Origin of the sequence: Candidatus Nitrosotalea sp. TS, assembly GCF_011319465.1 — an archaeon.
In the GTDB taxonomy this organism is placed as follows: Archaea; Thermoproteota; Nitrososphaeria; order Nitrososphaerales; family Nitrosopumilaceae; genus Nitrosotalea.
Window position 1 is genome coordinate 163,298 of the sequence record NZ_RCMB01000007.1, and the last position, 23,834, is coordinate 187,131.

The 23,834-nt window shown below is 38.1% G+C and carries 38 protein-coding genes; 17 read left to right on the forward strand and 21 right to left on the reverse strand.

Annotated elements, in window-relative coordinates; genetic code table 11:
• Positions 1-32: 32 nt before the first annotated feature.
• Positions 33-440 (reverse strand): hypothetical protein, encoded by a 408-nt coding sequence (locus tag DYY67_RS03550; RefSeq protein WP_166390830.1) that lies wholly within the window; start codon positions 438-440, stop codon positions 33-35.
• A gap of 238 nt (positions 441-678) precedes the next feature.
• Between DYY67_RS03550 and DYY67_RS03555 the strand changes: the two genes are divergently transcribed.
• Genes DYY67_RS03555 through DYY67_RS03575 form a run of 5 tightly spaced genes read left to right on the forward strand, consistent with a single transcriptional unit; the run spans position 679 to position 2,814 of the window.
• Positions 679-1,152: a hypothetical protein gene (locus DYY67_RS03555; protein ID WP_218584688.1), complete on the forward strand. Its 474-nt coding sequence runs from the start codon at positions 679-681 to the stop codon at positions 1,150-1,152.
• A gap of 57 nt (positions 1,153-1,209) precedes the next feature.
• Entirely contained in the window at positions 1,210-1,476 is a 267-nt protein-coding gene (locus DYY67_RS03560) for a hypothetical protein (protein ID WP_166390834.1), read from the forward strand.
• On the forward strand, positions 1,446-2,024 hold the full coding sequence (locus tag DYY67_RS03565; protein ID WP_255492719.1) for an HD domain-containing protein: 579 nt from the start codon (positions 1,446-1,448) through the stop codon (positions 2,022-2,024). Before DYY67_RS03560 ends, DYY67_RS03565 begins: the two co-directional genes overlap by 31 nt.
• Positions 2,025-2,225, forward strand: a complete 201-nt coding sequence (locus DYY67_RS03570) for a hypothetical protein (RefSeq protein ID WP_166390489.1) — start codon at positions 2,025-2,027, stop codon at positions 2,223-2,225.
• Between the two features lie 55 nt (positions 2,226-2,280).
• Positions 2,281-2,814 carry a hypothetical protein gene (locus DYY67_RS03575; protein WP_166390838.1) on the forward strand — a complete coding sequence of 178 codons (534 nt, stop codon included), beginning with the start codon at positions 2,281-2,283 and terminating at the stop codon, positions 2,812-2,814.
• A gap of 162 nt (positions 2,815-2,976) precedes the next feature.
• Here the strand turns inward: DYY67_RS03575 and DYY67_RS03580 are convergent, their stop codons facing one another.
• Entirely contained in the window at positions 2,977-4,068 is a 1,092-nt protein-coding gene (locus tag DYY67_RS03580; protein ID WP_166390840.1) for a PEFG-CTERM sorting domain-containing protein, read from the reverse strand.
• 349 nt (positions 4,069-4,417) lie between these two features.
• Here DYY67_RS03580 and DYY67_RS03585 point away from each other — a divergent pair, with 349 nt between their 5' ends.
• Positions 4,418-5,251, forward strand: a complete 834-nt coding sequence (locus DYY67_RS03585; RefSeq protein ID WP_166390842.1) for a hypothetical protein — start codon at positions 4,418-4,420, stop codon at positions 5,249-5,251.
• 8 nt (positions 5,252-5,259) lie between these two features.
• Here the strand turns inward: DYY67_RS03585 and DYY67_RS03590 are convergent, their stop codons facing one another.
• The 5 genes from DYY67_RS03590 to DYY67_RS03610 all read right to left on the reverse strand — a co-directional run bounded on the left by DYY67_RS03590 (position 5,260) and on the right by DYY67_RS03610 (position 8,161).
• Positions 5,260-5,829: a hypothetical protein gene (locus DYY67_RS03590; RefSeq protein WP_218584689.1), complete on the reverse strand. Its 570-nt coding sequence runs from the start codon at positions 5,827-5,829 to the stop codon at positions 5,260-5,262.
• A 95-nt stretch (positions 5,830-5,924) separates the two neighbouring features.
• Positions 5,925-6,257, reverse strand: coding sequence for a transcriptional repressor (locus DYY67_RS03595; RefSeq protein WP_166390846.1), 333 nt, complete (start codon positions 6,255-6,257; stop codon positions 5,925-5,927).
• Positions 6,258-6,332: 75 nt separating this feature from the next.
• Positions 6,333-7,301: a S16 family serine protease gene (locus DYY67_RS03600; protein WP_166390848.1), complete on the reverse strand. Its 969-nt coding sequence runs from the start codon at positions 7,299-7,301 to the stop codon at positions 6,333-6,335.
• Positions 7,302-7,450: 149 nt separating this feature from the next.
• A complete protein-coding gene (locus DYY67_RS03605; protein WP_166390850.1) occupies positions 7,451-7,744 on the reverse strand; it encodes a hypothetical protein in 294 nt (97 codons plus the stop codon).
• A 21-nt stretch (positions 7,745-7,765) separates the two neighbouring features.
• Positions 7,766-8,161, reverse strand: coding sequence for a hypothetical protein (locus tag DYY67_RS03610; RefSeq protein WP_166390852.1), 396 nt, complete (start codon positions 8,159-8,161; stop codon positions 7,766-7,768).
• Between the two features lie 282 nt (positions 8,162-8,443).
• Between DYY67_RS03610 and DYY67_RS10605 the strand changes: the two genes are divergently transcribed.
• Genes DYY67_RS10605 through DYY67_RS10620 form a run of 5 tightly spaced genes read left to right on the forward strand, consistent with a single transcriptional unit; the run spans position 8,444 to position 12,385 of the window.
• On the forward strand, positions 8,444-8,689 hold the full coding sequence (locus tag DYY67_RS10605; protein WP_255492720.1) for a hypothetical protein: 246 nt from the start codon (positions 8,444-8,446) through the stop codon (positions 8,687-8,689).
• Complete coding sequence (locus DYY67_RS10610) at positions 8,637-9,590, forward strand: hypothetical protein (RefSeq protein ID WP_255492721.1); 954 nt, start codon at positions 8,637-8,639, stop codon at positions 9,588-9,590. Before DYY67_RS10605 ends, DYY67_RS10610 begins: the two co-directional genes overlap by 53 nt.
• Positions 9,529-10,506 carry an electron transfer flavoprotein subunit alpha/FixB family protein gene (locus DYY67_RS03620; protein WP_255492722.1) on the forward strand — a complete coding sequence of 326 codons (978 nt, stop codon included), beginning with the start codon at positions 9,529-9,531 and terminating at the stop codon, positions 10,504-10,506. Before DYY67_RS10610 ends, DYY67_RS03620 begins: the two co-directional genes overlap by 62 nt.
• Before the next feature lie 11 nt (positions 10,507-10,517).
• Entirely contained in the window at positions 10,518-11,279 is a 762-nt protein-coding gene (locus DYY67_RS10615) for a hypothetical protein (RefSeq protein WP_255492723.1), read from the forward strand.
• Positions 11,264-12,385 (forward strand): hypothetical protein, encoded by a 1,122-nt coding sequence (locus DYY67_RS10620; RefSeq protein ID WP_255492724.1) that lies wholly within the window; start codon positions 11,264-11,266, stop codon positions 12,383-12,385. Before DYY67_RS10615 ends, DYY67_RS10620 begins: the two co-directional genes overlap by 16 nt.
• Before the next feature lie 18 nt (positions 12,386-12,403).
• Here the strand turns inward: DYY67_RS10620 and DYY67_RS03630 are convergent, their stop codons facing one another.
• Complete coding sequence (locus DYY67_RS03630) at positions 12,404-13,090, reverse strand: HD domain-containing protein (RefSeq protein ID WP_166390854.1); 687 nt, start codon at positions 13,088-13,090, stop codon at positions 12,404-12,406.
• Between the two features lie 180 nt (positions 13,091-13,270).
• Between DYY67_RS03630 and DYY67_RS03635 the strand changes: the two genes are divergently transcribed.
• On the forward strand, positions 13,271-14,110 hold the full coding sequence (locus tag DYY67_RS03635) for a tetratricopeptide repeat protein (protein ID WP_218584690.1): 840 nt from the start codon (positions 13,271-13,273) through the stop codon (positions 14,108-14,110).
• Positions 14,101-14,571, forward strand: a complete 471-nt coding sequence (locus DYY67_RS03640; protein ID WP_166390859.1) for a tetratricopeptide repeat protein — start codon at positions 14,101-14,103, stop codon at positions 14,569-14,571. Before DYY67_RS03635 ends, DYY67_RS03640 begins: the two co-directional genes overlap by 10 nt.
• Positions 14,572-14,647: 76 nt before the next feature.
• Here DYY67_RS03640 and DYY67_RS03645 read toward each other — a convergent pair whose 3' ends face one another.
• On the reverse strand, positions 14,648-14,800 hold the full coding sequence (locus DYY67_RS03645; RefSeq protein ID WP_166390861.1) for a hypothetical protein: 153 nt from the start codon (positions 14,798-14,800) through the stop codon (positions 14,648-14,650).
• A gap of 115 nt (positions 14,801-14,915) precedes the next feature.
• On the reverse strand, positions 14,916-15,278 hold the full coding sequence (locus tag DYY67_RS03650) for a hypothetical protein (protein ID WP_166390863.1): 363 nt from the start codon (positions 15,276-15,278) through the stop codon (positions 14,916-14,918).
• Between the two features lie 190 nt (positions 15,279-15,468).
• Between DYY67_RS03650 and DYY67_RS03655 the strand changes: the two genes are divergently transcribed.
• Positions 15,469-15,744, forward strand: coding sequence for a cupredoxin domain-containing protein (locus DYY67_RS03655; protein WP_166390864.1), 276 nt, complete (start codon positions 15,469-15,471; stop codon positions 15,742-15,744).
• Here the strand turns inward: DYY67_RS03655 and DYY67_RS03660 are convergent, their stop codons facing one another.
• The 3 genes from DYY67_RS03660 to DYY67_RS03670 all read right to left on the reverse strand — a co-directional run bounded on the left by DYY67_RS03660 (position 15,745) and on the right by DYY67_RS03670 (position 16,478).
• Positions 15,745-15,903 carry a hypothetical protein gene (locus DYY67_RS03660; RefSeq protein WP_166390865.1) on the reverse strand — a complete coding sequence of 53 codons (159 nt, stop codon included), beginning with the start codon at positions 15,901-15,903 and terminating at the stop codon, positions 15,745-15,747.
• A 73-nt stretch (positions 15,904-15,976) separates the two neighbouring features.
• A complete protein-coding gene (locus DYY67_RS03665) occupies positions 15,977-16,288 on the reverse strand; it encodes a zinc ribbon domain-containing protein (protein WP_166390866.1) in 312 nt (103 codons plus the stop codon).
• A gap of 4 nt (positions 16,289-16,292) precedes the next feature.
• Positions 16,293-16,478, reverse strand: a complete 186-nt coding sequence (locus DYY67_RS03670; protein WP_166390867.1) for a hypothetical protein — start codon at positions 16,476-16,478, stop codon at positions 16,293-16,295.
• A 122-nt stretch (positions 16,479-16,600) separates the two neighbouring features.
• Here DYY67_RS03670 and DYY67_RS03675 point away from each other — a divergent pair, with 122 nt between their 5' ends.
• Positions 16,601-17,209 carry a tetratricopeptide repeat protein gene (locus tag DYY67_RS03675; protein ID WP_166390868.1) on the forward strand — a complete coding sequence of 203 codons (609 nt, stop codon included), beginning with the start codon at positions 16,601-16,603 and terminating at the stop codon, positions 17,207-17,209.
• A gap of 34 nt (positions 17,210-17,243) precedes the next feature.
• Here DYY67_RS03675 and DYY67_RS03680 read toward each other — a convergent pair whose 3' ends face one another.
• Positions 17,244-17,993: a carboxypeptidase-like regulatory domain-containing protein gene (locus DYY67_RS03680; protein ID WP_218584691.1), complete on the reverse strand. Its 750-nt coding sequence runs from the start codon at positions 17,991-17,993 to the stop codon at positions 17,244-17,246.
• A gap of 147 nt (positions 17,994-18,140) precedes the next feature.
• Here DYY67_RS03680 and DYY67_RS03685 point away from each other — a divergent pair, with 147 nt between their 5' ends.
• Positions 18,141-18,473 carry a TRAM domain-containing protein gene (locus tag DYY67_RS03685; RefSeq protein ID WP_320415947.1) on the forward strand — a complete coding sequence of 111 codons (333 nt, stop codon included), beginning with the start codon at positions 18,141-18,143 and terminating at the stop codon, positions 18,471-18,473.
• 163 nt (positions 18,474-18,636) lie between these two features.
• Here DYY67_RS03685 and DYY67_RS03690 read toward each other — a convergent pair whose 3' ends face one another.
• A complete protein-coding gene (locus tag DYY67_RS03690; protein ID WP_166390871.1) occupies positions 18,637-18,987 on the reverse strand; it encodes a hypothetical protein in 351 nt (116 codons plus the stop codon).
• A 208-nt stretch (positions 18,988-19,195) separates the two neighbouring features.
• On the opposite strand from DYY67_RS03690, the gene DYY67_RS03695 reads away from it, so the two are divergent.
• Positions 19,196-19,576 (forward strand): hypothetical protein, encoded by a 381-nt coding sequence (locus tag DYY67_RS03695; protein ID WP_445082570.1) that lies wholly within the window; start codon positions 19,196-19,198, stop codon positions 19,574-19,576.
• Between the two features lie 4 nt (positions 19,577-19,580).
• On the opposite strand, the gene DYY67_RS03700 is transcribed toward DYY67_RS03695, so the two are convergent.
• The 6 genes from DYY67_RS03700 to DYY67_RS03725 form a co-directional block, all read right to left on the reverse strand.
• A complete protein-coding gene (locus tag DYY67_RS03700) occupies positions 19,581-19,958 on the reverse strand; it encodes a DUF6659 family protein (protein ID WP_320415948.1) in 378 nt (125 codons plus the stop codon).
• A 78-nt stretch (positions 19,959-20,036) separates the two neighbouring features.
• Positions 20,037-20,216: a CxxC-x17-CxxC domain-containing protein gene (locus DYY67_RS03705; protein ID WP_255492725.1), complete on the reverse strand. Its 180-nt coding sequence runs from the start codon at positions 20,214-20,216 to the stop codon at positions 20,037-20,039.
• A 289-nt stretch (positions 20,217-20,505) separates the two neighbouring features.
• Positions 20,506-21,480, reverse strand: coding sequence for an NAD(P)/FAD-dependent oxidoreductase (locus tag DYY67_RS03710; protein ID WP_166390874.1), 975 nt, complete (start codon positions 21,478-21,480; stop codon positions 20,506-20,508).
• Position 21,481: 1 nt separating this feature from the next.
• Complete coding sequence (locus tag DYY67_RS03715) at positions 21,482-21,712, reverse strand: Lrp/AsnC ligand binding domain-containing protein (protein WP_166390875.1); 231 nt, start codon at positions 21,710-21,712, stop codon at positions 21,482-21,484.
• 92 nt (positions 21,713-21,804) lie between these two features.
• Complete coding sequence (locus tag DYY67_RS03720; protein WP_166390876.1) at positions 21,805-22,317, reverse strand: DUF6141 family protein; 513 nt, start codon at positions 22,315-22,317, stop codon at positions 21,805-21,807.
• 265 nt (positions 22,318-22,582) lie between these two features.
• A complete protein-coding gene (locus DYY67_RS03725) occupies positions 22,583-23,524 on the reverse strand; it encodes a PEFG-CTERM sorting domain-containing protein (RefSeq protein ID WP_166390877.1) in 942 nt (313 codons plus the stop codon).
• Positions 23,525-23,834: the final 310 nt, after the last annotated feature.

Consider the following 23,834-nt stretch of genomic DNA (forward strand, 5'->3'; position numbering starts at 1 on the left):
AAACTTGTACTTGGTCTTTGAAGAAATTGCAATTATGATAAAATCGATACTGCAAGAACAATAAATGACAGAGAACCAAATTCTGGAAGAACTTGTGTTCCTATCACTTCAATTCTTTCAGTGCCATTAGTGAATGCAATTGAGAGGGTTCTGTCAGTTCCAGTTTTGCTTTCATGATAGTTACTATAAGTATCATCCAAGAGAACGATGAACTGATCGTCATTTGCTCCTGCCTTTGCATCAATTAAGGTTCTAGGCAGATCGATGATCAGATTTCCATCACTTGTAGAATTTATTGAAATTACAAGCGATGTCTCATGAGTATTAATCAACATGTCATTTACCGTTGCACCTGTCAGGGTATAGTTTACGTTGTAGGCTTGTCCACCTGCAGGGTTTTTTATGACATAGGTATTCATCGATTGTGCAAAAGACGGCATGCCTGCCATAGAGATCATAAATACGGTCAAAATCAAATATGGTTTCCAGTGCACAAGAGGTTTGACATTGACTTGTATTTTTCCTTTGCGAGCGATTCGGCCTCAGATGTTATACCACAGTCAATTTTTCCAGTACATGAAAGTCATTGAGATCAAGCATTAAAGAACTTAAATTAGGTTCAAAGAAAACCAATCTTGAGCACGAATATTTTTGCAAAGTCGCATTTTCATATTAGTTTTGATAATTCTTGTAATTACAGTAGCTTGTTATCCAAAAATGTCATTTGAGCAAATACCTGCAAATAACACCATTAGTGTCAATAGTACTAGATTTGTGATTCCTCACATAATTACAAACGGAACAATACTTGCAATAAATCTTGACAGCCAATCAAAATCAATGACGCTCACAATTAAAACCACAAATGCTGGAAGTCTTATCATTAGTTTGCCTAGAACCTTAATTGATGCAAGAGATAATGGAAGTGACTCTCATTTTACAGTCTTGACAAACAAGCATGGAGTAAACTTCCAAGAACTTACAACTCAGAACTATCGGCAACTGACAATACCATTTGCCAATAAAACTAGCACCATAGAGATAATCGGCACTCAAATCATTCCAGAGTTTGGAGGTCTTGTCACTTTGACACTTGTTTCCTCAGTTTTGCTGACCATTGCAATGGCTAGCAAGACAAAACTCAGATTTTGATCTAAAGGCGTACATTGGTTAATTCAAGTTATTATAGTACTTTTTTGCCCTCTAGTAATGAAAGAATTGCCTGATCCAGTACTGATAAAAAAATTAAAGGAGAAAATAAGCCAGAATGAGAGTCGTCTGCAAAAATTGATGGTAGAATCTGAGAACATTTGGGAAGAAACAGGATTAGATCCGAAAGACTCATCCTATCTCGTAGAAAAAACTATGCGTTTTGAGCTTGCACAAAAAAATATCTCGGTTATATTTTCTTCCTTTAGGGATTTAATTGAAAACTACAAAAGTCTTTGCCAAGAACTAGAAAAAATAGAGGAATAATGCAAATAATAGAATCTGCCGAGCTATTTGCCAAGGAAAGATATGTTGGCAGAACAAGAAACGATGATACTTCTTACTTGGATCATTTGAAAGGAGTAGTGAACAGACTGAAAAATATAGGAATGTCAGACCAAGAAGTACTTGCAGCAGCATGGCTACATGGCATCATAGAAGAAACCAATACAACTTTTGACGAAATTGATAAAAGATTTGGTAGTAGGATAGCAGTTCTTGTTCTTGCATCACACAAAGACAAAAATCTTCCAAGGGATAAGATAGAAAAACAGTACATCAAGCAATTAAAAGAGTCTCCCATTGAAGCGAAAATAATTGAGCTTTGCAATATTTCAACAAATCTCAAAGATTTGAAAAACAGTACATGGTCCAAGACCAAAAAAATAAAGCAAATTAAAAAAAATCTATATTATCTCAGTACAATAAAGTCCGAATTATCCAGTAACAAGATCCAGTATCCAGGCATTCAAAATATCATAAATGGTATAAATGAAGCTATTTCAACACATGGCCAAAGACCAATTGTGTTGTGATTGGAAGTCGGATTTTTCACAAGAAGAGATATCAAGGAATGTTTCACAGTCATAATCATGACAGAGGAAAAAAGGAAAATAAAATCAAATACAGAAGATGAATATAACAAGGCCTTGGCCTTGGATGATCCAACAAAAATATCAAAAGAGGCTCAAGAGACATTAGCGCGAGAAGCAATTAAAAAATTCAAGTCTTTATGATATATCCTATCGCTTTTATCTGGGATTGAATACGCATCATTTATTGTCTGACAACTTGGCAAGTTCTGTTCAGCAGATCATCATTCTTGGCAAAGGAGATCGCGGAAGATTAGAGTACATTCTCGAACTCTTAACAAAAGACAAAACTTTGCCCATATCGGATCAAAAGTATTTGGAAAGCATCATTCCTTTATACCTAGGCTCACAAGATGCAGAATCTCTACAAAAACGCATGGAGAATACTATAGATGCACTACATGGTGAGATTAGAATACTCAATGAGAGACTTTCAAAGCTCGAAAGAAAAGGATTTGAGAAATATGTTGGTAAAAAGTCAGTATTTTTCTTTGCTACTGTGTTTGTTGGCTGGCATGTATTTCAGAGATACGTAATGTATTTTCTTGGACCATACTTGCCTTCTGGTGTAGAGCAATACATATTTCCATTAAACATGTTAGCAAATAATTTTAATGAAAATCCTGTGATTTGGTTAGCTTTCATTTTTATGGCAACAGCGTGGCCATTTATCGGCGCGGTACATTTGGCAAAATTCATAAAATCACGCAAGAGTGCCTCTCCCATCAAATAAGACAGAACCACTGCAACATACAAGAAACTGCAGGGTAAGTTAGAAGGATGGGGTTGGAATATCTAACATTATCCCACAGTTTCTGTGAACTGTGCTGACAATCTGTTATTAAGAAGATAGCATTGAGTTGCAACTGGTTGCAATCTTCATTTTTGACCCATTTTAGAATTGAAAAAACCGCAATTTTGTCTTTGTTGAAATGATTATAATCGAAACCATCGAAAGAACAAGAATCGCAGATGCAATAGACCCAAATTCTGGCACAGAGGTTGTGGCAAATTCTAGCACTCGGTTGTTGTCAGTGTCTGCAACCCAAAGGTTACCACTGTTATCCACCTTTACGTCATATGGTTCAGTCAACATGTTGGCAGATGTACCCATATGCATTCCAGCAAAATCGGTTTGACCTAAGACAAGAGATGCGTTCATCCCGTTGCTAAATGGTGGAACATATTCCAATACTCTAGCATTGTTTCCGTCAGTGATCCACAAGTTCCCTGATTTGTCAAAGATTATCCCATATGGAGTGTTCATGGAATTGTCCGTAACACCCAGAAAGTTTGTCGTAAAGGTGGTTTGCCCAAGTACTAATGTAGCAGATTGATCAGTAGAAAACGGATAAGAGAACTCTAGCGCCCTATTATTGAGACTATCAGTAACCCACATGTTACCTTTCTCATCAAATGCAATAGCGCTTGGCAAGTTCAGCCTATTTGCAGTCATACCATCAGAATTGCTTGTGAGATCAGATTGTCCGATTACAAGCGACGCATTCATTTGATTTTCAAATGGTGGAACATATTCCAATATTCTGTTGTTATAATAATCCACTGCCCACAAGTTTCCAGATTTATCAAATGCTAGTCCATATGGAGCAGCAAGTGAGCCTGCCGTTGTAGGGTACACTCCTTTGTCAAAACTTGGATAACCAATCACAAGAGACACTGCCTCACCATTTGTGAATGGTGTCTTAAATTCCACTATTCTGTTGTTATTGGTATCAGCAACCCACATATTTCCAGCATTATCAAATGTCATACCATATGGCTGATCAAGACCTGTTGCAGAGAGTGCAGGAGTAGTGGAAACAAAATCACTTTGACCTATCACAAGAGTTGCTTTTTCCCCACTTGTAAATGGCGGAGTGAATTCTAGCAAGCGATTGAATCCAGTATCTGCAATCCAGAGATTTCCCGATTTATCAAACGCAATGCCGTCTGGTAGAGTACAAGACACTTGATGTGGCGTTGTCATGAATTGTTCCTCCCGTATCAAAGTCATCATGTCCAATAACCAGAGTTGCATTTTGACCCGTTGTAAATGCAGATGAGGAGGCAGGAACAAAAAGTAGAAGAAGTAAAAAATATTTCATCATAAAATCCATTTGCTCAAATAGAATAAAAAGTCTGCTCAATTTTACACTTTTTTCAAACCAAAGATGAACAGTCTACACTATAGAGTTATTTCATGAAATGTAGTATAGCGCATACCTTAAAAACAAAATCATTGTTGTGTCATACTTCTTATAGCAGATACCGGAAACTCTTTTAAATTGAGATTAGTGTTTTGTTCCATTTTGTTAGGAGTTGTCCTAACTTTCTTAATGACAAATCCCGCATGGGCAGAGGGCAATGCTACACAGAGTGCATTAACTTCCATGTTTAATGAAGGAAACATTCAAACCAACACCTACAATGATCCCACATACAGCTTTTCCATTTTGCCTCCACATGGATGGATTCCCGTAAGCCAGAGTAATCAGTCAGATTCGGCATTGGTAGAATTTGCAAATGAGAATCAAAATGGTGAAGCCACATTTGCAATTTACTTTTATCAAGGAAAGCCCATAGATGATGCGGTATTAGCGACCCCAGATAATCAGATTCTAGATCTTGCCATTGCAAAGTTATTTGATACTTCAAAATATGTCGTTTATCAGAAAAATATTCAGAGATTTTCTGATGGCTTTGTGATTCAAGCAGTTGTTGCACAGAATCAGACCACTACGCAGAATAGTCCAGTTACTGAAGAGTTTTCCTTTTGGCTAAAAGACGGTAGACAGTATTTTCTTGTCATGGTCTCATCGCAGAAGGGGTTTTATCAAAATGCTGCAGATTTTGAGAGATCAGTATACACGTTTTACGTAGGACCGCAACCTACCGCTAACACTCAGATTCCAGAATGGGTCAAAAACGATGCTAAGATGTGGTCAGAAGGCGCCATTAATGACCAGACATTTGCAAGCGGAATTCAATACATGATAAAAAATGGAATCATAGTTGTTCCGTCCACCGTTTCTAGTGCTAGCCAATCACAACAGATTCCGTCATGGATAAAGAACTCAGCAGGATGGTGGGCAAGTGGTCAGATATCAGACAACGATTTTGTGAAAGGAATTCAGTACCTTATCAATAATGGAATAATCAGTGTTGGATAATATTTGAGTCAGTTACTTGGTTTTGTTTTTTTCCTAAAGTCATTTACAGTTATCAACGAACCTACTATCAACGTAATCATTCCTACAATAACTAGTCCAATTGCGGCAGGAATGACATAGCAGTTCATCCCACTAGCAGAATCACATGTTCCACTAAGATATGGATCTTCTCCTAACACCACAGTGACATTTACTGGTTCATTTCCTAGATTTAGTATGTTAAAATAATAATTTCCTTGTTCCTGTGGTCTTTTTTCTATGATATGGTACACAAATCCATTTGTACTTTCCTTTTCAAATACTTCCCCATTGGGCTCTGTTACTTGTAATTTTATCAAACCCAATGCAGGTACCGCATGAACTACTAGTACTGTGTGTTCAGTTAATTCATCCCAAGTAATTGTGGAATTAATCAATTTCCCCTGCAAAATTTCCCTATCTTCAATTATGTTATGTTTGTCCTTCATCACGGATTCAACTGAATCATACGAGTTATCAAAAATGCCAGATCCTACAACAAGCAAGACTACTCCAATTGCTACAATCATCAAACCGCGTAAAATGCGCAATTTTGCCAAATCGCAGTTACAAAATGAATCTGCCTAATAAGAAACTACCCTGTAATTTGGAGAAAGTTTGTTAAATTTAACAAGATGTAAAAAAATTGTAGCGTTCACTTCTTGGGCTCAATAAAAGAGGATATGTCTATGGTGGAACAAGCGCATTTGCAATATACGTTATTCTTACTTTTGAAGGTAAAGTGTTTTTTTCCACTTTTGTCTATCGAGCCAGACACTAGCAATAGTTTTTTGTCAGATAACCTCTTAACCTGTCGATATATTGTGGTCAAGGAAACATCACAATCCTTACTTAGCTGGTAGGCACTTTTTGGATAGATGGCAGAACGTAGAATGTGTTTTACACTTTCATCTGAAAGTATCTTCAATAGGTGCTCTGGAATTATTTCATCCTTTTGTTGATTTTCAGGTGTGTTGATCGTGTCCATATTAAATTATCACACTCCTAAAGATAAACTTGATTTAAGCGATTGCAAATGATTGCAAAGACGCGATAAAATAACTTATGACGAATTAAAGTATTTTAGCGCATCTTGGATTGTGTTTATCTCAATTACACGCATTCCATATTTACTCTCCATTATTGGTGAGAGCGGTTTTTGTTCTGTAGTACATGTTTGATATGTTACAGGCCCTTCATTTTTTTCACTACAATTTTGAACAGAACTAACTGCTTGTCCTTGAGGTACAAGAAATATCTTTGCACCATATTGACCTGCGGCATCAGCCTTTACATCTGCTTCTCCTATTTGCCCTATAGTACCATCGGGTTGGATTGTACCAGTCATCAGCACCTGATTGTTAATTTGTTTTCCAAGTAGTTCTGACACCAGCAATACGGTCATGGCGCCTCCTGCACTTCCACCATCAACAGCCTGCAAGTCTTGATTATTTCCAGAACTAACTGAGAAAATTACATCTTTTTTTGACAGATCTATTCCAGTGACGTTTTGTGCTACCATGACAGCAGTATGTGCAGAAGACTGGAAATCTACACCTGTTGGAATGGCAGTATTAACCAACACAAGTCCAGTTCCATCTCTAATCTCAACTGTAATTTTTAGTATCGACCCTTGATAACTCGTAGTTTCAAAAAATCCATCGCTTTCTATGACAGGGGTTACGGCCACAGCTGATATGGAAGCATTATTTTCACCAGAAGTAGAAGACTGCGCAGTTATGCTACGGACCTGTTGCAATAATAGATTGTATTTAGATTGCAGTGTATCATATCTAGTTTGGAGGTCGTTTATCTTCTGCAATAATTTCAGATTTTGTTGGTTATCAGACATGTTCAGAACACCCGACGAAGATTGAACTTGAGTATGCAACATACCATGGTCAATCAGATACTGAATAGCCATCAAAAAATCAGAGTCGCTGGTTTGGTTCTGTGACCACCATCGTGCAGTAGTTTTAATCCAGTTTGGTATTGACGACTCTTGGGCAAAAGCATTTATCGAATATCCCATAGCCACAAACGTTATCAAAACTAATGATAGTGTAATAATTGCGAGCTTTTTCATAACTAGGTCGCGAGCTACTTGATAGGCCGGTTTTCTCAATTATAAATTTTAGCCAGATTCTCAAAGATTGCAGGATAACACTTCATGTTCATGACTTATCCTTTGTTCTTCTTCATGTTGACAACAAAGGCAACTAATGAAGCTGCATAGATTGCCCCATTGATACCATAGAACTTTATCCAGTGAAAACTAAGTTGTTGACCACAACTTTGTGCTCTTTCTTCAGACGAGCCTATCTTCACAGAATTAGATGAGAGTGGCTTGGTTATGTTACAATCAATATGTGTAAGTGTGCTATACCATACCAAAGAAAATGGAATCAATGCTGCATATATGGCAACAAGTATAACCAATCTTAGTTTGATCGAGCGTTTGTTTTGTCTTATCATATCACGTACACTTGTGCTACCCTATTTCTTTTGAGATATCATATTAGAGTCATCGTTTGGCATCATGGTATAGGATATGGTTTTTCTAGCAATTACGCCTGGTAACTTTAATGTCATCTCGCGTAGTTTTTCCATATCACGTAGACCGGATTTATCTTTTGTTACATCCGGTGTATGCAAATTCTGTTCAATGTATCTTAAGATCCATTGAATTTGTCTTTCTACCTCTACTTGTAATTCCTTTTGATCCAAAATATTGTTCCAGAATTTATTAACTAGCACTTCAGCCTTGACACATAGTCTGCAGATTTGTATTACAGGACAGAAGATGCTAAATCCACCCATCGATAATCTTCTCAATTCTCCACAACGAGGACATGTTTCTTGTCCGTGATCAAGAAAGTCAGACGGTTCCATCAGTGATATTCCTAAGACTTTCTTTTCATACTCTTATTTAATCTGAACTATTGAAATTTATCAACTAGATTTTTTCCGGCAAATAGAAAAGCCTCAGATGATAAAAAGGTATAACATTTACAAAGAATTTGACATTGAGGCAAGTAGTTTCTCAATAATTTAGAATCAGCAAGGAATAGAATTTATTTTCTGTAGATAAGATCATCGAAGCGCAATTTCTCAGATATCAGATATAAGAATGACCACAATAGATAAAATCAAAGTATGACTTCTTAAAATCAGATGGATCCAATAAATACTGCCGTAATTGTCAAACTTGAACCCGATTTTTCAGAAGGAAATGTAAGTTATAACCCAGATGGCACTCTTAATCGAGCTGAAACAAAAAACATACTAGGCCCGCATAGCGCCATCGCTGTTTCTGCAGCCTTTTATGCCAAGGTAAAGTATGGTGCCAAGATCTCAATAGGCTACGATGGGACCACCCATGGCAGAATCCATGCTACAGCATGCACAATTGATGTCTGATGCAGATGAGCTTTGCCTTTATAGCGATAGAGTCTTTGCAGGTGCCGATACACTGGCAACTGCCGAAGTACTCAAGGCAGGAGTGCAGAAAATGAATGGGAAGATGGATATTGTATTTTCTGGGCACCGAGCCTCAGATGGTGAGACTGGACAAACAGGCCCCCAAACAGCATGGAAACTTGGAATGACATTTCTTGGACATGTAATAGACTATGAAATAAATCTTGAAAGCAGAACAATCAGGGCCAAAAGACTTGTCAGAATGCAAGGAGTTTACGATGTAGTTGAAGAGATTGAAGCTCCACTTCCTGTTTTCATTGCAATAGATCCTTCATACAAACCCAAATTCAATACAGTATCACAACGATTAGCTTACGAGAAATACCAAAAGGAGGCAGGCGAGCGTGCTCAAAACTTTAAGCAATATCTAAAAGTCTTCAATGCCAGCTCAGATAGAAGCGGATCCAAAACTTATTGGAATATCTGGCTCACCGACTATAGTATACAAGGTAGAACGTATACCAAAAGGCAAGGCCGCAAGACAAGCCGAGATCATAGACGGTTCAAATCAAGAGCAGATCAGCAAACTTGTCGCAAGATTGCGGCAATCCCTATCCACAGTGGTGATAAAATGACAGAAGGAGACTACAGACATGTGTACATTATAATAGAACACGAAGAGGGAACAATATTACAAGTAAGTCTTGAAATGCTCGGAGAAGCAAGAAGAATATTAGATAATTTCAACAAGAAATATTCATCTAAAGAAAAAGTTGTTGCGGTTTTATTGGGGTACAACATAAAAGACATGCCAAAAACTTTGATTCAACATGGAGCAGATGCTAGTAATTTGTGCAGACAATCCAGAATTGAGATATATCAGAAATACAATTTACACTAAGACAATATCCCAGATTGCATTAGATAGAGATATTGCAGCAAAGATAGAACCAGAATACGCTTCACAGTTCAGGAGACCAAGATACATGTTCTTTGCTGCCGATAGCATAGGAAGACATCTTTCTGCAACAGTTTTGGCTCACCTAGATTCAGGTCTTGCATCAGATATCAACAAATTGGTTGTAGGGGATCTTCAGATTACTCACCAAAACAAGACAGGTGGAAAACCTCTCACTTATGAAAAAACACTTGAGATGTACAGACCAGACTTTTCTGGATTTTTGTGGACTACAATCCTTTGTCTAGATAATAAAAATCCAGCAATGCCAAAAGACTATCATCCACAAGCTTGTAGTATAATACCAGGAGTTTTTGAAACAATTCAGCCTGACCAGAATCGAGAGGGGAAGATAATTGAGTATACACCAAAGTTTGACGAACAGGATCTGAAGGTAAAGGTTATAGACCGCAAAATAATCAAAAGCGAAATCGACTTTGATAGCCACAAGACAATAGTAAGCTTTGGCCGAGGAGTCAAAGACTCACCTGAACAAAACATCAAGTTAATTGAACAACTAGCGGCAGAATTAGATGCGCAAATTGGAATCACCCTACCTCTATCCAAAAAACCATTTTCTGTAAGCCAAACAGTCGATTCCACTTACCTAATACCAGACAGGGTGATAGGAACTAGCGGAAGAAAAGTCAATCCAAAATTGTACATAGCGGTTGGAATCAGCGGCGCCATGCAACACATCGCAGGCATGAAAGAGTCAGAGATAATCATTGCAATCAATCCAGACGAGAACGCATTAATCAAAGACGAGTGCGATGTCTTCATAAAAGGAAGAATGGAGGACGTCATTCCAATCCTCATAGAAGAGATAAAGAAGCAAAAGCAGGTAGTTCAAGCATAGGGTGGAATGGGTTGGAAAAATATGATGTAGCTATCATCGGCGGAGGCTCGGCAGGACTTGCGGCACTGAAGCGACTGTCCACATTAGGAAAACAGGCAATTCTTTTTGAGGCAGGAAGTAAGACAGGAGCTAAAAATATCTCAGGCGGTATTCTCTATTCAAAAAAACCGAAAAAAGGAAAAGTGTACAATGTAGAAGACATATATGAAAATTTTCTACAGGATGCCCCTTTTGAGAGAAAGATAACAAAATACATTTTGCATGCAACTTCAAAAGACAAGATCTTCTCCATAGACTTGACTGCTGCCCACGAATATGAAGCAAATTTTGGTTGCTCTGTACTTATGAACAAACTAAACCAATGGTTTTCACAACAAGCAGGAGAAGCAGCTCAAAAACATGGTGGAGGAATAATAACAGGAGTTCATGTCAGTGCCATAAGATGGGAAGACGGACGCACCATCATACAAACAGATGAGCTTGAAGAGATTGAGGTCAAGGCAATAATTGCAGCAGATGGTGTAAACTCTGAAATTGCTTACATGACTGGTGCACGACAAAAGTTTTCTCCAAATGAGCTCTACCAAGGAGTCAAGGTGGTTGCAAAATTACCTGAGGAAATTATTAACCAGAGGTTTTCAATAGGACAAGACGAAGGCGCCGCACATCTTTTTGCCGGAGATGTCACACTAAATCACATAGGAGGAGGTTTTCTATACACTAATCGCGATACTTGTCATTGGGAGCTGTGTACCACTTGGACTCGCTTTTAGAAACACCAAACGAGCCTTATGAGCTTATAAACACATTGCTAAAAAATCCAATGATAAGTGAATTTGTCAAAGATGAGGTCCCAGTAAGAGCTGAGATAGACAAAGATGCTGCAAAAGAAGAACAGATGCGGGTTCGCTTTGCTGTAACAAAAATGATAAAGACATGGTCGGAGTTAAGGGATGTTTATTATTCCAAAAAGGAAAAAGAAAGACTAGTCAAAGAAGGAAAATACGGATCAGTTGATGAGATAGGAACCCAATTAGCGTCTCTTAGAGACCAGATGTCAACAAAATATGGCATCAAGTTTGAAACTGATTATGTCGAATTAGAGTATAGTGCAAAGCTGGTTCCAGATGGAAAGCGGTGCAGAATGGAAAAGCCTTACTTTAAAAACATATTATTTGTAGGAGACGCAGCTGGCAGGGGAATATTTGTAGGTCCTAGAATAGAGGGACTCAATGTAGGAATTGATGATGCAGTAAGAGCAGCAGATGCAGTTGCAAGAGCATTAGACAAAGGCGATTTTACAGAAAAATATCTCGGCGAACACTATTCACAGTCAGTAGAAGAGAGCCCATATACTCATGACTTGAAAGCAATAGACAAAGACTATCTGAAGATATTTCTTGACGCTGCAAAAGATGTTCCAAAGGATATCATCAGTTCAAAATACGGTCTAGTTGTAAAGATGATGTCAAGTGACACTTTGAGAAGCTTTGCGGTAGGGTTTGCTAATATTCTAGGATATGAAAAATTATTGCCAATCATCGAAACTGTTGATACATATGTCAAGGTGCCAACTGAGCTTGCAGAAAGACTTGGCAAGAGCATATCAGCATCTTATACTCCAACCATTCCATCCATTGCCCAAAGAGTTGCGAAATTAAAATTCAACGATGACAGTAGTTCTCACATCAAGGTACTAAAACCCACCAGTGAATTCATGAAAAAAATGGTAACTTTGTGTCCCACAAGATGTTATCTCATGGAAAAAGATGGAGTGATGATACAACACGAAGGATGTGTTGAATGCGGTACTTGTTCAGAAGAGACAGACTGGAAACATCCTCATGGAGAGAAGGGAATCAATTATCAGTACGGATAGACAACATTATTTCAAACTTTATGCAGTTATTCTTGTTTTTTCTTTTTCAGTTTTTCTTAAATCTTCGTATGCTTCCCTAATTTCAGAATAAAAGTCGTCCATTCTTGGCTCAATGATAGTATAAGCAATGTAAAAGTCCTCGGCTTCTTTCATGTATCGAGATACTTTCTCGTGCCCAGGAACCTTTGAAATGAATCTCATGTTGTTTAACCTGTCTGCCAGCTTGATTACTTTTACATCATAATCAGATTTTGTTAAAACATTACAATATTCACGAAACCTCTCCAATTCGCGTTCTTTGTCAGTTAGTCCAGGGTAGATTTCCAATGGTTTTGTTTTCAGAGTCGAAGCTGCCCTGTAAACATACTCACCAAATCTATGACTGAAGTACGCATCAAAACCATATGATTTTGATGCATGAAGATCCAAGATTCGCTCGTTGTCTTCCATCACGTCATGCAGTATTGCAGAAACTATCTGAATAGTAGTCATGGGTTTGTTGGCACGCTTGTAATGTCTGATTACGTTTATTGTTACTGGAAATATATGAGTCTCAAGAAATGACGATGCTCCATCTTCCCTTCGGACTCCAGAATGAACCTCCTCGGCCAAATGTATGGCGCTTTCAATATAACTATCAATGTGGATTTTTGCTTCCTTTTCTATAAACAATAGAAAATCTTTCTTCCTAACAGACTCTGTCATGGATAATGTTTCACTTGATCATTGAAAAATATGATCTTTTATGGTGCTGTGTAGTCCTCGTCAGTTATTCCTAGAAGACAACAGTGTGGCCTGATATTTTATACCTATTTTAGGCGTTATAGAAAAAAATCGATCAAAAGAGATTGCATTATTAGTCGGATTTACAGCATTATTGTAGGTTTGAAATTTCCCTCGTTGAATAGGTTCAAGTCTCCTGAGAGAACCTTTCCCACATTGGAAGAACTTGAGAAAAGCATAACAAGGTTCAGGGCAAAGGTTGACGAAAATATAGCAGAGTCCAAAGGAGACAAATATGTATTAAAATCCATTGCAAAAGAAAGCTTTCTTGCACTGCCTGCTCCCTTTGACTCAATTGCAAGCAGAATCTATGACAATTCACCAGGGACTGCAAAAGAAAGAACAGTATCCGTACTTTCATTTTTTAAGAATCTTCAGAGTATTGACGCAATTCAGTATAACACAATGTTGACTAGGATAGATGGAGCAATTTCAATTAAAGATCAGCCACATTGGAATTCTGAAGACAATATAAAAAAAATTCAAGATATCATATCAAACAGCATTAAGAAAAACAATACTACAGAGATACGAACAGAAGACAGTCAGACACAAAAACAACAAGAGATGGAAACTCAACCAAGTGCCATAGCTCCGTCTCCTCCACAAGATGAAAATTCCAAATTTGAAGAAAATAGAACATACGTTGCAAAGATTTTGGCCGGAACAGGTCTGCCACTTGTGCTCAGATCAGAGCAAAACATGACAGTACAAGACGAGATAAAACAAGAAGTGTCATCGCTCCTAGAAGAGAATGACCAGATGAGAAAAAATCTTTTACAAGCAAGCAAGTCAATAATTGAAGAAGATGAATACCTACTCAGAATGGCCAACTTTTATCATTTAACAGGTAATTCTCAAAAAGCAATTGAAACGTACGAGTATATTCTCAAAAAAAATCCTACTAAAATGGCAGTACTAAACAACAAGGAGTGGTTTTAGATTCTACTGGAAAATATACTGAAGCATTAGAATGTTTTAACAAGGCGCTGGAACGCGTACCAGAAAATGTTCACGTTTTATCCAACAAAGGAATTTCATTGTACAAGAGCGAGATGTATCAACAGGCAGTCGAGTGTTTTGATGCTGCATTAAAAATCGATGCCGACTATGTCAACGCCCTTACATTCAAAGGCCATTCGCTATACAAACTTGGACAAAATAATGAAGCACTTGACTTGTATAACAGAATCATTAGGCTTGATCATGGCAACTCCGAAGCATTGTACAATAAAGCATGTTTATGTTCCATAAAGGGTGATGAGTATGGAGCAATCACATCTCTTGAAAGAGCAATTCGTCTTGACTCTTCATGGAAAGAGGCAGCCTCCCAAGATAAGGATCTTGGACGCTTGAAGAACAATTCTCGGTTCAAAGGCATTGTAAACTACGTATCAAACTAGAATTCTGTAAGCAATATGTCAGATAGGTAAATCATTTACAGATATTTTTTGTTATTTTTTCTCAAATCAAAAAAAATCACGGATACGCGTTTGCTTTTTTTATGGATGAATACAAGTGTGCAATGGTTTCAGGAGATGGATGCAATTTCTCAAGCATTTCACGTTTGACTCCATAGTGCTCCAAAGCTTTCAACATTTCATCTACAGGTATCTTATCTACGTTTGGCATCAATTAGAATCTCAAAGACCGATAATATGACTCAATGTGAGGATTTTCACAGTACCTACTCAGCTTGTTTGATCAACTACCAAAAATAGACAATATGCCATCAGATAAGACAGATTCAGAGAGTGTCTGTTCTCTTATAGATGGATTTGAAATCTTCTGCAATTCTATAAGCAATAGTTTGTAATTTTGTAACCTCTGTCATGTTTGTTTTTCCACGTGCTATCTGCCTCATCATTGTCATGCATTTGTGTACTTTGTTGTGCTCTGACGAGGTATGCTCGTCCGACCAAGCCTTAAAACAATCATCAAAGTCTAGACAGAAATTCAGTATAACTTTTTCCCAGTCTTTTTTTGTTGCAGGGTAACCTATTGCTTCTGCAAGTTCTCGAAATTCGTTGCTCTTATCAACGTAAAGCATCTTAAGTGCCTTATCTGCGTTCTTACGATCATAACCGTCAAGTGCGCTGGAGCCTTGCATGCATCGATTTCATTACTTCTCCTATTTTAATACATTAGATTCTATACGCATGTCTGCGTACAGCGTGTCATAACTATGAACGGGATTCGACAATTACCGATACGTTTGATTCAGGGTGTAGGTCTTGTCAATTAGTAAAATGAGATTAGTTTGGAGTGGTGCGCTGGCATTAATTTTGACTGCTGTCATCATGCCAGCGTTCGCAGATGGATCTAATGTTTCAGTAAATATCACAGGAGGTAGTGAAGCAGGTCAAGGTTGTATTTCAGCCAAGAACTGCTATGATCCTGACACAATAACTGTGCCACCTAAGACAGTGATTTCGTGGACAAACATTGACAGTACCACACATACCGTAACAAGCGGGACACCGTCAGGGAACAATACTGGACAAGTGTTTGACAGCGGCACGATAGAGTCCGGGGGGAACATATTCTTTCATATTCATAAGCTCCGGTACGTATGATTATTTTTGTTCAATCCATCCTTGGATGACAGGAGAAATAATTGTGACATCGCCTCTTGCAACTAATTCATCAGGCAATAGTGCAGCTACACCAGAATTTGGTCCTTTGGTCATTCTTGTTTTTGTGATTGCCATATTTTCAACAATTTTTCTGACCAAAAATAGACTAATTTTCAGATTTTAGAAGATCGTATCCAATTACGTGCCAACAATTATTGCAGTGTGTCTTATCCTATTGTTGAGAGCCACAATGCATGCAGAATTTCGCTTCGGATTGAAGCGGCAGATTGCACTTGTTGCAGACTCTCTCGTTAGAAGGTACTGGAGAAGCCCTCATTGTTGCATTAAGAGATTTGATCTTTTGGTTAAGCCATTCCCAAAAATTCTTTTCAAACTTGTGTGCTCTGTAAACTTCGGCACCTGCCACAATTGCACCAGCACCAAATGAAACTGCACTTGCAAGAAGTGCAGGAATTGCAATATCTCGTCCCCATGCCCCAGTCCTAAAAGTCAAGTCATAGTTATTACTTGATCCCGTTATCAATATCTCAACATCTCTTATGCTTCCAGTTGATGGCAGACATTGTTCCTCCCTTGTGAGCTTTTATGCTCCAATATCCTTCATGATTGTCCTCGTGAATTATCTGGAGTCCCAACTCTGTAAAATGTTGTTTGACGCCTGAAATTAATTCAGATACCTCAATGTTGCTTAATTGTACAACCTCTTCTTTCATCTTCGATATTTTGTAAAAATCTCTATTTGATACTTGCTATTATTCCCAGACATGATGCATTTCAAATCTCATCCCATTCTAGAAAACGCATCTTTATCCATCATGAACCATTAAACCAATTATTGGACAAACCAATCAAGGTACCAGATGATGCCAAGTCTCTCCATAAGGACGGACTTGAATTCCAACAGTTTGGGAGACATGAGGAAGCAATATCTTGTTTTGACAAGGCACTGGAGATAGAACCACATAATGCTGAATTTTTGTATGACAAGGCAATATCGCTTCAGACCATGCTTAGATTTGAGGATGCGATAAAATATTATGACGCGGTATTGAAAATTGAATCAGATAGCTTTGCATCTCTAATCAACAAAGGACTTTGCCTGTCAACTCCAAGCATAAACCGACAGGAAGAGGCGTTGCTGTGTTTTGAAGAAGCGTTAGGAATAGATCCAGACGATCTTGGGGCATTGTCTTTGAAGGGTTATTCTCTTGATAGTTTGGGCAGATATAGGGAGGCCATAGGATGCTTTGACAAAGTGTTAGAACAACAACCAAATGAGCTCAACATATCAGTAAACAAGGGTCTAGCTCTACTTCACCTAGGCAAGTACGACGAGGCAATTGCATATTTTGACAAGGTGCTCGAATATGAGCCTGACAACCTTTTTGCATCAGAGTGGAAAAAAGATGCAGAAAAGATGAGAGAAAAAGACTTGTTCTCTTAAAATACGAGTAGAGACTGATCAGCCCATTACTAGATTAATTTGGTGCAGTATAGCTCTGCCATGTTCCAGTTACGAAATTATTTAGCGTGTCATTTTCCAAATAATATGCTGACATGTAAACACTTTCTGGGAATAACCTGTATGTATTGTTATACTGTATGACTGTAACCACCGGTATAATTTGTTGATCTACTTTAAAGTCTTCAGGTGCCAAGTTGTACAAGTCACATGTTTTTAGGAATCTCATGTACTTGTTATCAAAGTCCACAAAGCAAGTAGTCTCAAGATTCCATTGAGCAACTTTGCCAAGAGATACAGTATAGTTTCCCGCAGATATTGGCAAGCCAGTTATCGTATTTGAGAGTGCAGTCGTAACATTTGCGGAGGTCTTCTTTGTAGTAGGATATGGATTTACAGTATATGTTGAGCTTGCAAGTGCTTTTACATATCCAGTTTTTGAAATAGTGACATCTATTTCATAAGTACCTGGAGTTGCCGGAATGGCAGACTGGTATCTAAAGTCCCCCTGATTGTCAGTAGTTGTCGTTACGGCTTCAGATCCAAACAAGATTAGCACTGTTGCATCAGCGACTGGCTTGTAGGCTTGATCCGTGACATTTCCCATTATTACCGGATAGTCCCCTTGCAATATGGGATTTGTTTTAGGTTCTACGTTAACAAGCATGTGGTAAGAGAGAGTAGAATGTGATACCTGTATGCTTGAAAAAGCAACTATGAAGACTACAAGTGCTACTGAAACTGATACTATTGGAATTCCTTTCAACTCTTGATACTTTTTGCTTTTGTTGTTAATCACTGAAATCTAACTTTTTTCTCCATTGGCTCAGAAATGTTTAAGGAAGTGTTTTCATCGCATGAACCAACAGTTTTACTGAAGCGCAATTTACATCCGTTTTTATTAGGATGGAATGTGACGGGGATCAAGATAGGAGGTGCAACGATGAGTTATAACCAAGGCGGTTTTGGAGGAAGGTCTAACCGTGGATACGGCGGCCGAGGATTCGGAGGCGGTAACAGACGATTTGACGACAATAAACCAAAACCAGTAGAAACCGGAAAGGAATACGATGTTTCCGTAACGGAAATTAGCAGAAAAGGCGACGGTATCGCAAGAGTAGAAGGATTTGTGATATTTGTCAAAAACGGCAAGGTTGGTCAGAACACTAAAGTAAAGATTACTGAGGTAGGCCAGAGATTTGCTACTGCAGATATAGTAGAAGGTTCTCAGCCAGCAGCTGAATAATCAAGATACCTAGTTCAAGGAACTAGATTTCCAAACTTTTCTCACTTTTTAATTTCATTTCCTAAATAAACACATAGTTGGACATTGTTCCATGGAAACACAATTTTGTATTTCAAACATACATTTCAAGAATATAACAAATAAAATAAATTTTGATAAATGTTTACGGGAATCCTTCTGGGCTGTGAAGCATGTCTTGTTTCAATCTAAGAGCTCGGTATATGATTGGCGCATGATCTGCCTCCACATCGGTTGTAATGTAGAGTATATGATCAAAATCTAGCGGCATTGTGATTCGTTTTATCTTTTCATATTCTACTAGAGCATATTTTCCCCTACCAATCTTATCGGAAACTTCGTTACGTGATTTCCACGCATTTATGGCAAGCTGAAGAGACTTTTGACTTTCCTCAGGAGAGAGAAAATTCTCAACTCCTTCCCTATGACTGCTGTATAGTACTTTTCCGCCCATATCAAATATTGTAGCAAAGCGAATCTTTGGATCTATGGCCATTACCTTTTCAAACAGGGACTTGTAATCCGTGTCATATATCACACTTTGAGAATGATAAAGGTTACTGGAGAAATTTAGAAGATACAGAGACAATAGCCGGAGAGAACCGAAATCAGTCAACATAACCATGAATTTCTGATACTAAAAACCGATCAGTGATTCTTGGAGGCTATTTTTCTGAATAGTTAAATATCAAACATTTAGAGTTGTGGTATTGAACAAAGTTGAAGCACAGGAAATTGCAGAGAGAATAAGCGACATTAGCCCCTATGTTAGGTTTGCAGGCATCATAAATAACAACGGCTGGTTAATCTCCCATGTAAGAAGAGCCGATTTGACGCCCCTGCTTAATACAAAAAATACAAAGAACAAGTTTTCCCATCTTGCAACCCAGAGAGGCATGGCAACGCAATTTAACAAGCAACTTGGAAATGTAAAGTTTCTCTGGGAAGAACGTGAAAAAGTTCAGACGATTTCATTTACACTAGGCAAGAACACAGTATGGGTTTCAATTGATAAAAATGTAGTTCGTTCAGAAGTTCTCAGGATAATAGACAACTGCCTACCCATTGTAAAACATTATCAATGAGTCCCTAATCAAGCATTTCCAGTATCTTCATTGAAATTTTGCCGTGATCTAAATCAGTATTTGCAGATACATACAGAATATCATGTTCGTTAATGGGAAAACTCATGATGATTACTTTATCTCTAAGCGACATTGCAAACCTGACCTTTCCTAATTGATTGTCAAACTCTTTTCTCATCCGTGCTCTCAGAGCAACCTCGGTAAAGAGCATCTCGTCATCTTTAGGATCCTCAAGAGACTTTAGTCCTTCACGTAGTCCCCCTGAGAGGAGTTTTCCTCTCTCGTTTATTACTCCTACAAATCGTATAGATGAATTAAGATTTAGTACCTTTTCGCATATAGAATCATAATCCAAAGATCTGTTGGTTGACAACTTGACCAACTATACCCAGACATATGAAATAGATAATACCTTCGGTAATCAATTAAAAGTAAAAAATTGATTTAAGCGTATTTCAGCCTAAAATCTTCTTTGTGTACGATGTTTGGGTAAACATTCACGACAATACACTGGTTTTCCTTCAAGCGGTTTGAAAGGAACCTGTGTTTCTTTTTTGCAATCCGAGCATACTGCTGGATGCATTTCCCTGTCTGCTGACATGGTTTTCAGTAAAGACCAGTTACATAAGAACTCTAGCATTTTATGTAGTTGATATTCAAGTTAAAGCAGGTCTATTAGTTCTGACAAAATGCCGCCTATATGACATTTGGACTACCACAGCAACATCAGATTAAGAGAATGAAACTGTGGCAAGTCAAGACATGATAAGCGCACTATGGTCTGGCTTGACAGGCACTAATACCACAGTCTCTTTCAAATTATACACTATGAAAAGATAAGAAGTTGTGCAAGTATTTTCTATAACAAAAAGATCAAAAAATTTGCCTAACGATAGGCAGGCTCTACGAATAACATCATGGACAAAAATCTAGTAGTGAAATATAGTATCCCCAATAGTCTTTTTCCAGTCTGCACGAATTCCGGGTTTTCCCTTTAGGCGTTCTATGTAATTGAATGCCGAGAGTCCAGCAGTTGCCCCACCTGCGCATGCTGCCACAATCTGTTTGTACGGGATGTTGGTTGCATCACCTGCAGCAAATATTGCTGGATGTGCAGTAGCATTTCCTTCAGAGATCTCAATTTCTCCCTTTGTGTTAATTTTTACCAAATGTTTTACAAAATCCAAGTTTATCTTCGAGCCCATCTCAATGAACAAACCATCCACCTGAAGGGTTGTCTCCTTGCCCGAGTTGTCTAAAACCACAATTGATTGGAGAGTATTGTTGCCAGAGATGGCCTTGATTGAGGATTGTGGCACTAGTTGTACATTCTCCTTCTTTTCAATAGATGCAATCATCTCTTTGTCTCCTCCCAATGCACCTCCTTTGTAAATCAGGTATACTTTTGATGCCATCCTTGAAAGCAAGATTCCAGATTCTAATAGATATCCGCCCACGCCTACAGTAGCTGTTACTCTACCTTGGTAAAATGGGGCATCACATTTTGTACAGTAATGAACACCTTTGTTTGAAAATGTCGATTCGTTTTCTACACCCAGATTGTTTGGAACTTTGCCAGGAGCAAGAACGATTGATTTTGAGATATATTCAGATCTGCTTGTCTTGACTTTCATCCCAGATTCAGTCTCCTCAATCATTTGAACAGTATCGTAAACTATCTCGCCATTGAACGAAAGATATTGGCTTTCCAATGTTTTTGCAAGCAACGGTCCACTTGACATTAACGTGCCAGGATAATTCTCAAGCTTTGGGATCAGGTTCATTTGTCCTCCAAGATCTTTTGATATTAGTAGACAGGATGTTTTTTGTCTTGCAACGAAAATTCCCGCACTCAATCCCGCAGGACCGCCGCCAATTACAATTATTTCGTATTCTTGAACCAACTTAGTTAATAGAGATAAGGGAGGTGAGATTGTTTATACCGTCTATATTATGCAAGTCTACATCTATTGTTTGCTTAATTTCTTGCATGTTATTTGATTCAAGTACTATCAGAATATCATATATGCCATAAGTGGTTTTTACGGATTTTACGGTAGGGAGTTTTTTTGCCTGTTCTATTATGTTTTTTTGTTTTTTATAATCTACGTTTAGTAGAACATACGCTTCGTTCACACATTATGCATCAATCCAATTGTAATAAAGTTTAAGGCGTTGGTTGTAGAGTATCATTTTTAACCAAACAGCCTATGCCAATGTTTTCTATACTAGGCGCTCTTGTTACTTACATTCTTTATGGCTTGAATGATTTTCTCTTGACGTTTTGATTCTAAGAGTATTGTTTGACCATTCTTGAATTCTAGTTTTATTCCACGTTTGCCCCCAAGAGAATATGCTTTTTTTGAAATTGCGCATCTGAGGCTTAGTTGATTTTCTTCTTTTCCCCTTTGTTCATAAGGTTCACAATTTTTGAGATCTGCAAGTGAGATCTTTTTGAACGAAGACTGGAATGGGATGATCCTTATGTACAAGCCATCATCGCGCACTTGAATTCTAAGCTTGATCGTAAGAAGTAATACTGGTAAAATGAACCCAATTGCCAAGAAAACAGAGGATGCAACTACTACTGTAGTTGTTGGAACCCTATCGCCTGTCAACTCAAAAAGCGGTGGCAGTGCAAAGTAAACACTGCCAAAGGTAATACAAAGAACAACAAGCCATATCAAAGAATGCGAAAACGTTTGCGCTTCACGGTACAAAATGTTTTTCGGGCTTTCCATTTCATAATAGTTTGACTAGCCTGATTTATATCCTAAACCAGAATCTCGCACTCAAACCAGAGATATAGTATTTGAAACATTACCTACGCTGCATCTTTTGAAGTTTAGTTGTGATAGTGACTATTTTTGTTATAATTTCGTCGTTACTACCTTTTCCTTCCAGGAATTTACAGAGCCAAACGATTTCGTCATTTGTCAGTAAATTTTCCACGATTTTCTCTTTCTAGTGTAGTATATAGTGTTGTTGTAGATATCAGGTTTTAACCTAATATCTTGGTAAGACTCTAAGCCCGGTCTTTTTTGAGATTGCAATTATCGATATGATTGCAATTGCAAGTACCATGGCTGCGATTGGGCCAAATTCTGGAATCGCAAATGTGCCGATTATTTCTATTTGCTGTGTTCCATTCTTGAATGGAATTGCAAGTGTTCTATCTGTGTGTGTAGTCATGGTCTCATTTGCCATCATATTTTGTTGGCCGTCGTTTAGAACAACGAATTCAGTATCAGTACCGTTTGAGTTTGTTGCATCAATTACTGCCCTAGGCATTGTAATTGTCAACAAGCCATCACCTGTTGTCTGAATTGACACTGTCAAAGACTTTGATGCTGAATCTGCCTTGATATCAAGAACTTTACCGTTTGTTATAGTGTAGCTTATTGAATAACTTGTACCATCAACTTGAATAGTGCTTGGACCCGATGATCCTCCACCAGAACCTGAGAACTTGAATGACGTAGTTGCAGATCTGTCTGGACTGCCATATTGGACAGATATTGTATACGTTCCAGCAGATTGCCATAAAAGACCAGTAGCAATCACAGAAGTAGAAAAGGTCTTGTCTGTTCCCACTGTGATCTGGTCTACTTTGATTATGTTTCCAACTGGGTTTCTTAGAATAAGTGTAAGAGGAGTGCTGTCACCCATATAATCTCGGGTAGTACCTGACACCGTTACCTTGTCCCCATCGTTATAAGATGACTTGTCAGTTGTTACGGTTACCGCAACAGATCCTGATGACGGAGTTCCAATAGCTGAACTTGCATTATTGAGCATGTAAGAAGGAAGACTGGATGGAGTGCCTTGTCGTGCCATAGTCGTATTAGTGATATTTTGTGAATTTGCCTGCTGCGCAAATGCTGGAACTGCTATGGCAGAACCAAGTATTACTAGAAGCAGCAAAAGTCCATCAAGTCGAATATTCAATAATTGCGAATCAATTTACCGTTATATAAGCAATTGTAAAAAAACTTTTAATTTATGGATCAGATGTATTTGGCAAGATTTTACCAAAAGTATTTTGTTTCAATCTAGCCAAACCTGTCAATGATTGCATTTTACAGCCATTGATTGCTGCAAGTGACAAATGATCCAATTTGTACCAAATGACAAAATCTTGGAAACAACATTCAGATGCATCGAAGAAAACCCTCGTACCAAAGCCATCTGCCTTGGTACTTTGTGTCTGGAACAGGGCTTTCTTCAGTACATCATACGCATCTCAGATATTTAAGAA

Excerpts from the sequence above, each read along its gene's own strand:
- DYY67_RS03580 (WP_166390840.1), bottom strand. The coding sequence starts at position 4,068 with ATGACAACGCCACATCAAGTGTCTTGTACTCTACCAGACGGCATTGCG.
- DYY67_RS03705 (WP_255492725.1), bottom strand. The coding sequence starts at position 20,216 with ATGCTAGAGTTCTTATGTAACTGGTCTTTACTGAAAACCATGTCAGCA.
- DYY67_RS03620 (WP_255492722.1), top strand. The coding sequence starts at position 9,529 with ATGCTAGTAATTTGTGCAGACAATCCAGAATTGAGATATATCAGAAAT.
- DYY67_RS03595 (WP_166390846.1), bottom strand. The coding sequence starts at position 6,257 with ATGGACACGATCAACACACCTGAAAATCAACAAAAGGATGAAATAATT.
- DYY67_RS03645 (WP_166390861.1), bottom strand. The coding sequence starts at position 14,800 with ATGCCAAACGTAGATAAGATACCTGTAGATGAAATGTTGAAAGCTTTG.
- DYY67_RS03585 (WP_166390842.1), top strand. The coding sequence starts at position 4,418 with ATGACAAATCCCGCATGGGCAGAGGGCAATGCTACACAGAGTGCATTA.
- DYY67_RS03720 (WP_166390876.1), bottom strand. The coding sequence starts at position 22,317 with ATGGAAAGCCCGAAAAACATTTTGTACCGTGAAGCGCAAACGTTTTCG.
- DYY67_RS03690 (WP_166390871.1), bottom strand. The coding sequence starts at position 18,987 with ATGGCCATAGATCCAAAGATTCGCTTTGCTACAATATTTGATATGGGC.
- DYY67_RS03550 (WP_166390830.1), bottom strand. The coding sequence starts at position 440 with ATGCCGTCTTTTGCACAATCGATGAATACCTATGTCATAAAAAACCCT.
- DYY67_RS03670 (WP_166390867.1), bottom strand. The coding sequence starts at position 16,478 with ATGAAAGAAGAGGTTGTACAATTAAGCAACATTGAGGTATCTGAATTA.
- DYY67_RS03650 (WP_166390863.1), bottom strand. The coding sequence starts at position 15,278 with ATGCAAGGCTCCAGCGCACTTGACGGTTATGATCGTAAGAACGCAGAT.
- DYY67_RS03655 (WP_166390864.1), top strand. The coding sequence starts at position 15,469 with ATGCCAGCGTTCGCAGATGGATCTAATGTTTCAGTAAATATCACAGGA.
- DYY67_RS03560 (WP_166390834.1), top strand. The coding sequence starts at position 1,210 with ATGAAAGAATTGCCTGATCCAGTACTGATAAAAAAATTAAAGGAGAAA.
- DYY67_RS03600 (WP_166390848.1), bottom strand. The coding sequence starts at position 7,301 with ATGGGATATTCGATAAATGCTTTTGCCCAAGAGTCGTCAATACCAAAC.
- DYY67_RS10605 (WP_255492720.1), top strand. The coding sequence starts at position 8,444 with ATGGATCCAATAAATACTGCCGTAATTGTCAAACTTGAACCCGATTTT.
- DYY67_RS03610 (WP_166390852.1), bottom strand. The coding sequence starts at position 8,161 with ATGGAACCGTCTGACTTTCTTGATCACGGACAAGAAACATGTCCTCGT.
- DYY67_RS03605 (WP_166390850.1), bottom strand. The coding sequence starts at position 7,744 with ATGATAAGACAAAACAAACGCTCGATCAAACTAAGATTGGTTATACTT.
- DYY67_RS03630 (WP_166390854.1), bottom strand. The coding sequence starts at position 13,090 with ATGACAGAGTCTGTTAGGAAGAAAGATTTTCTATTGTTTATAGAAAAG.
- DYY67_RS10610 (WP_255492721.1), top strand. The coding sequence starts at position 8,637 with ATGGGACCACCCATGGCAGAATCCATGCTACAGCATGCACAATTGATG.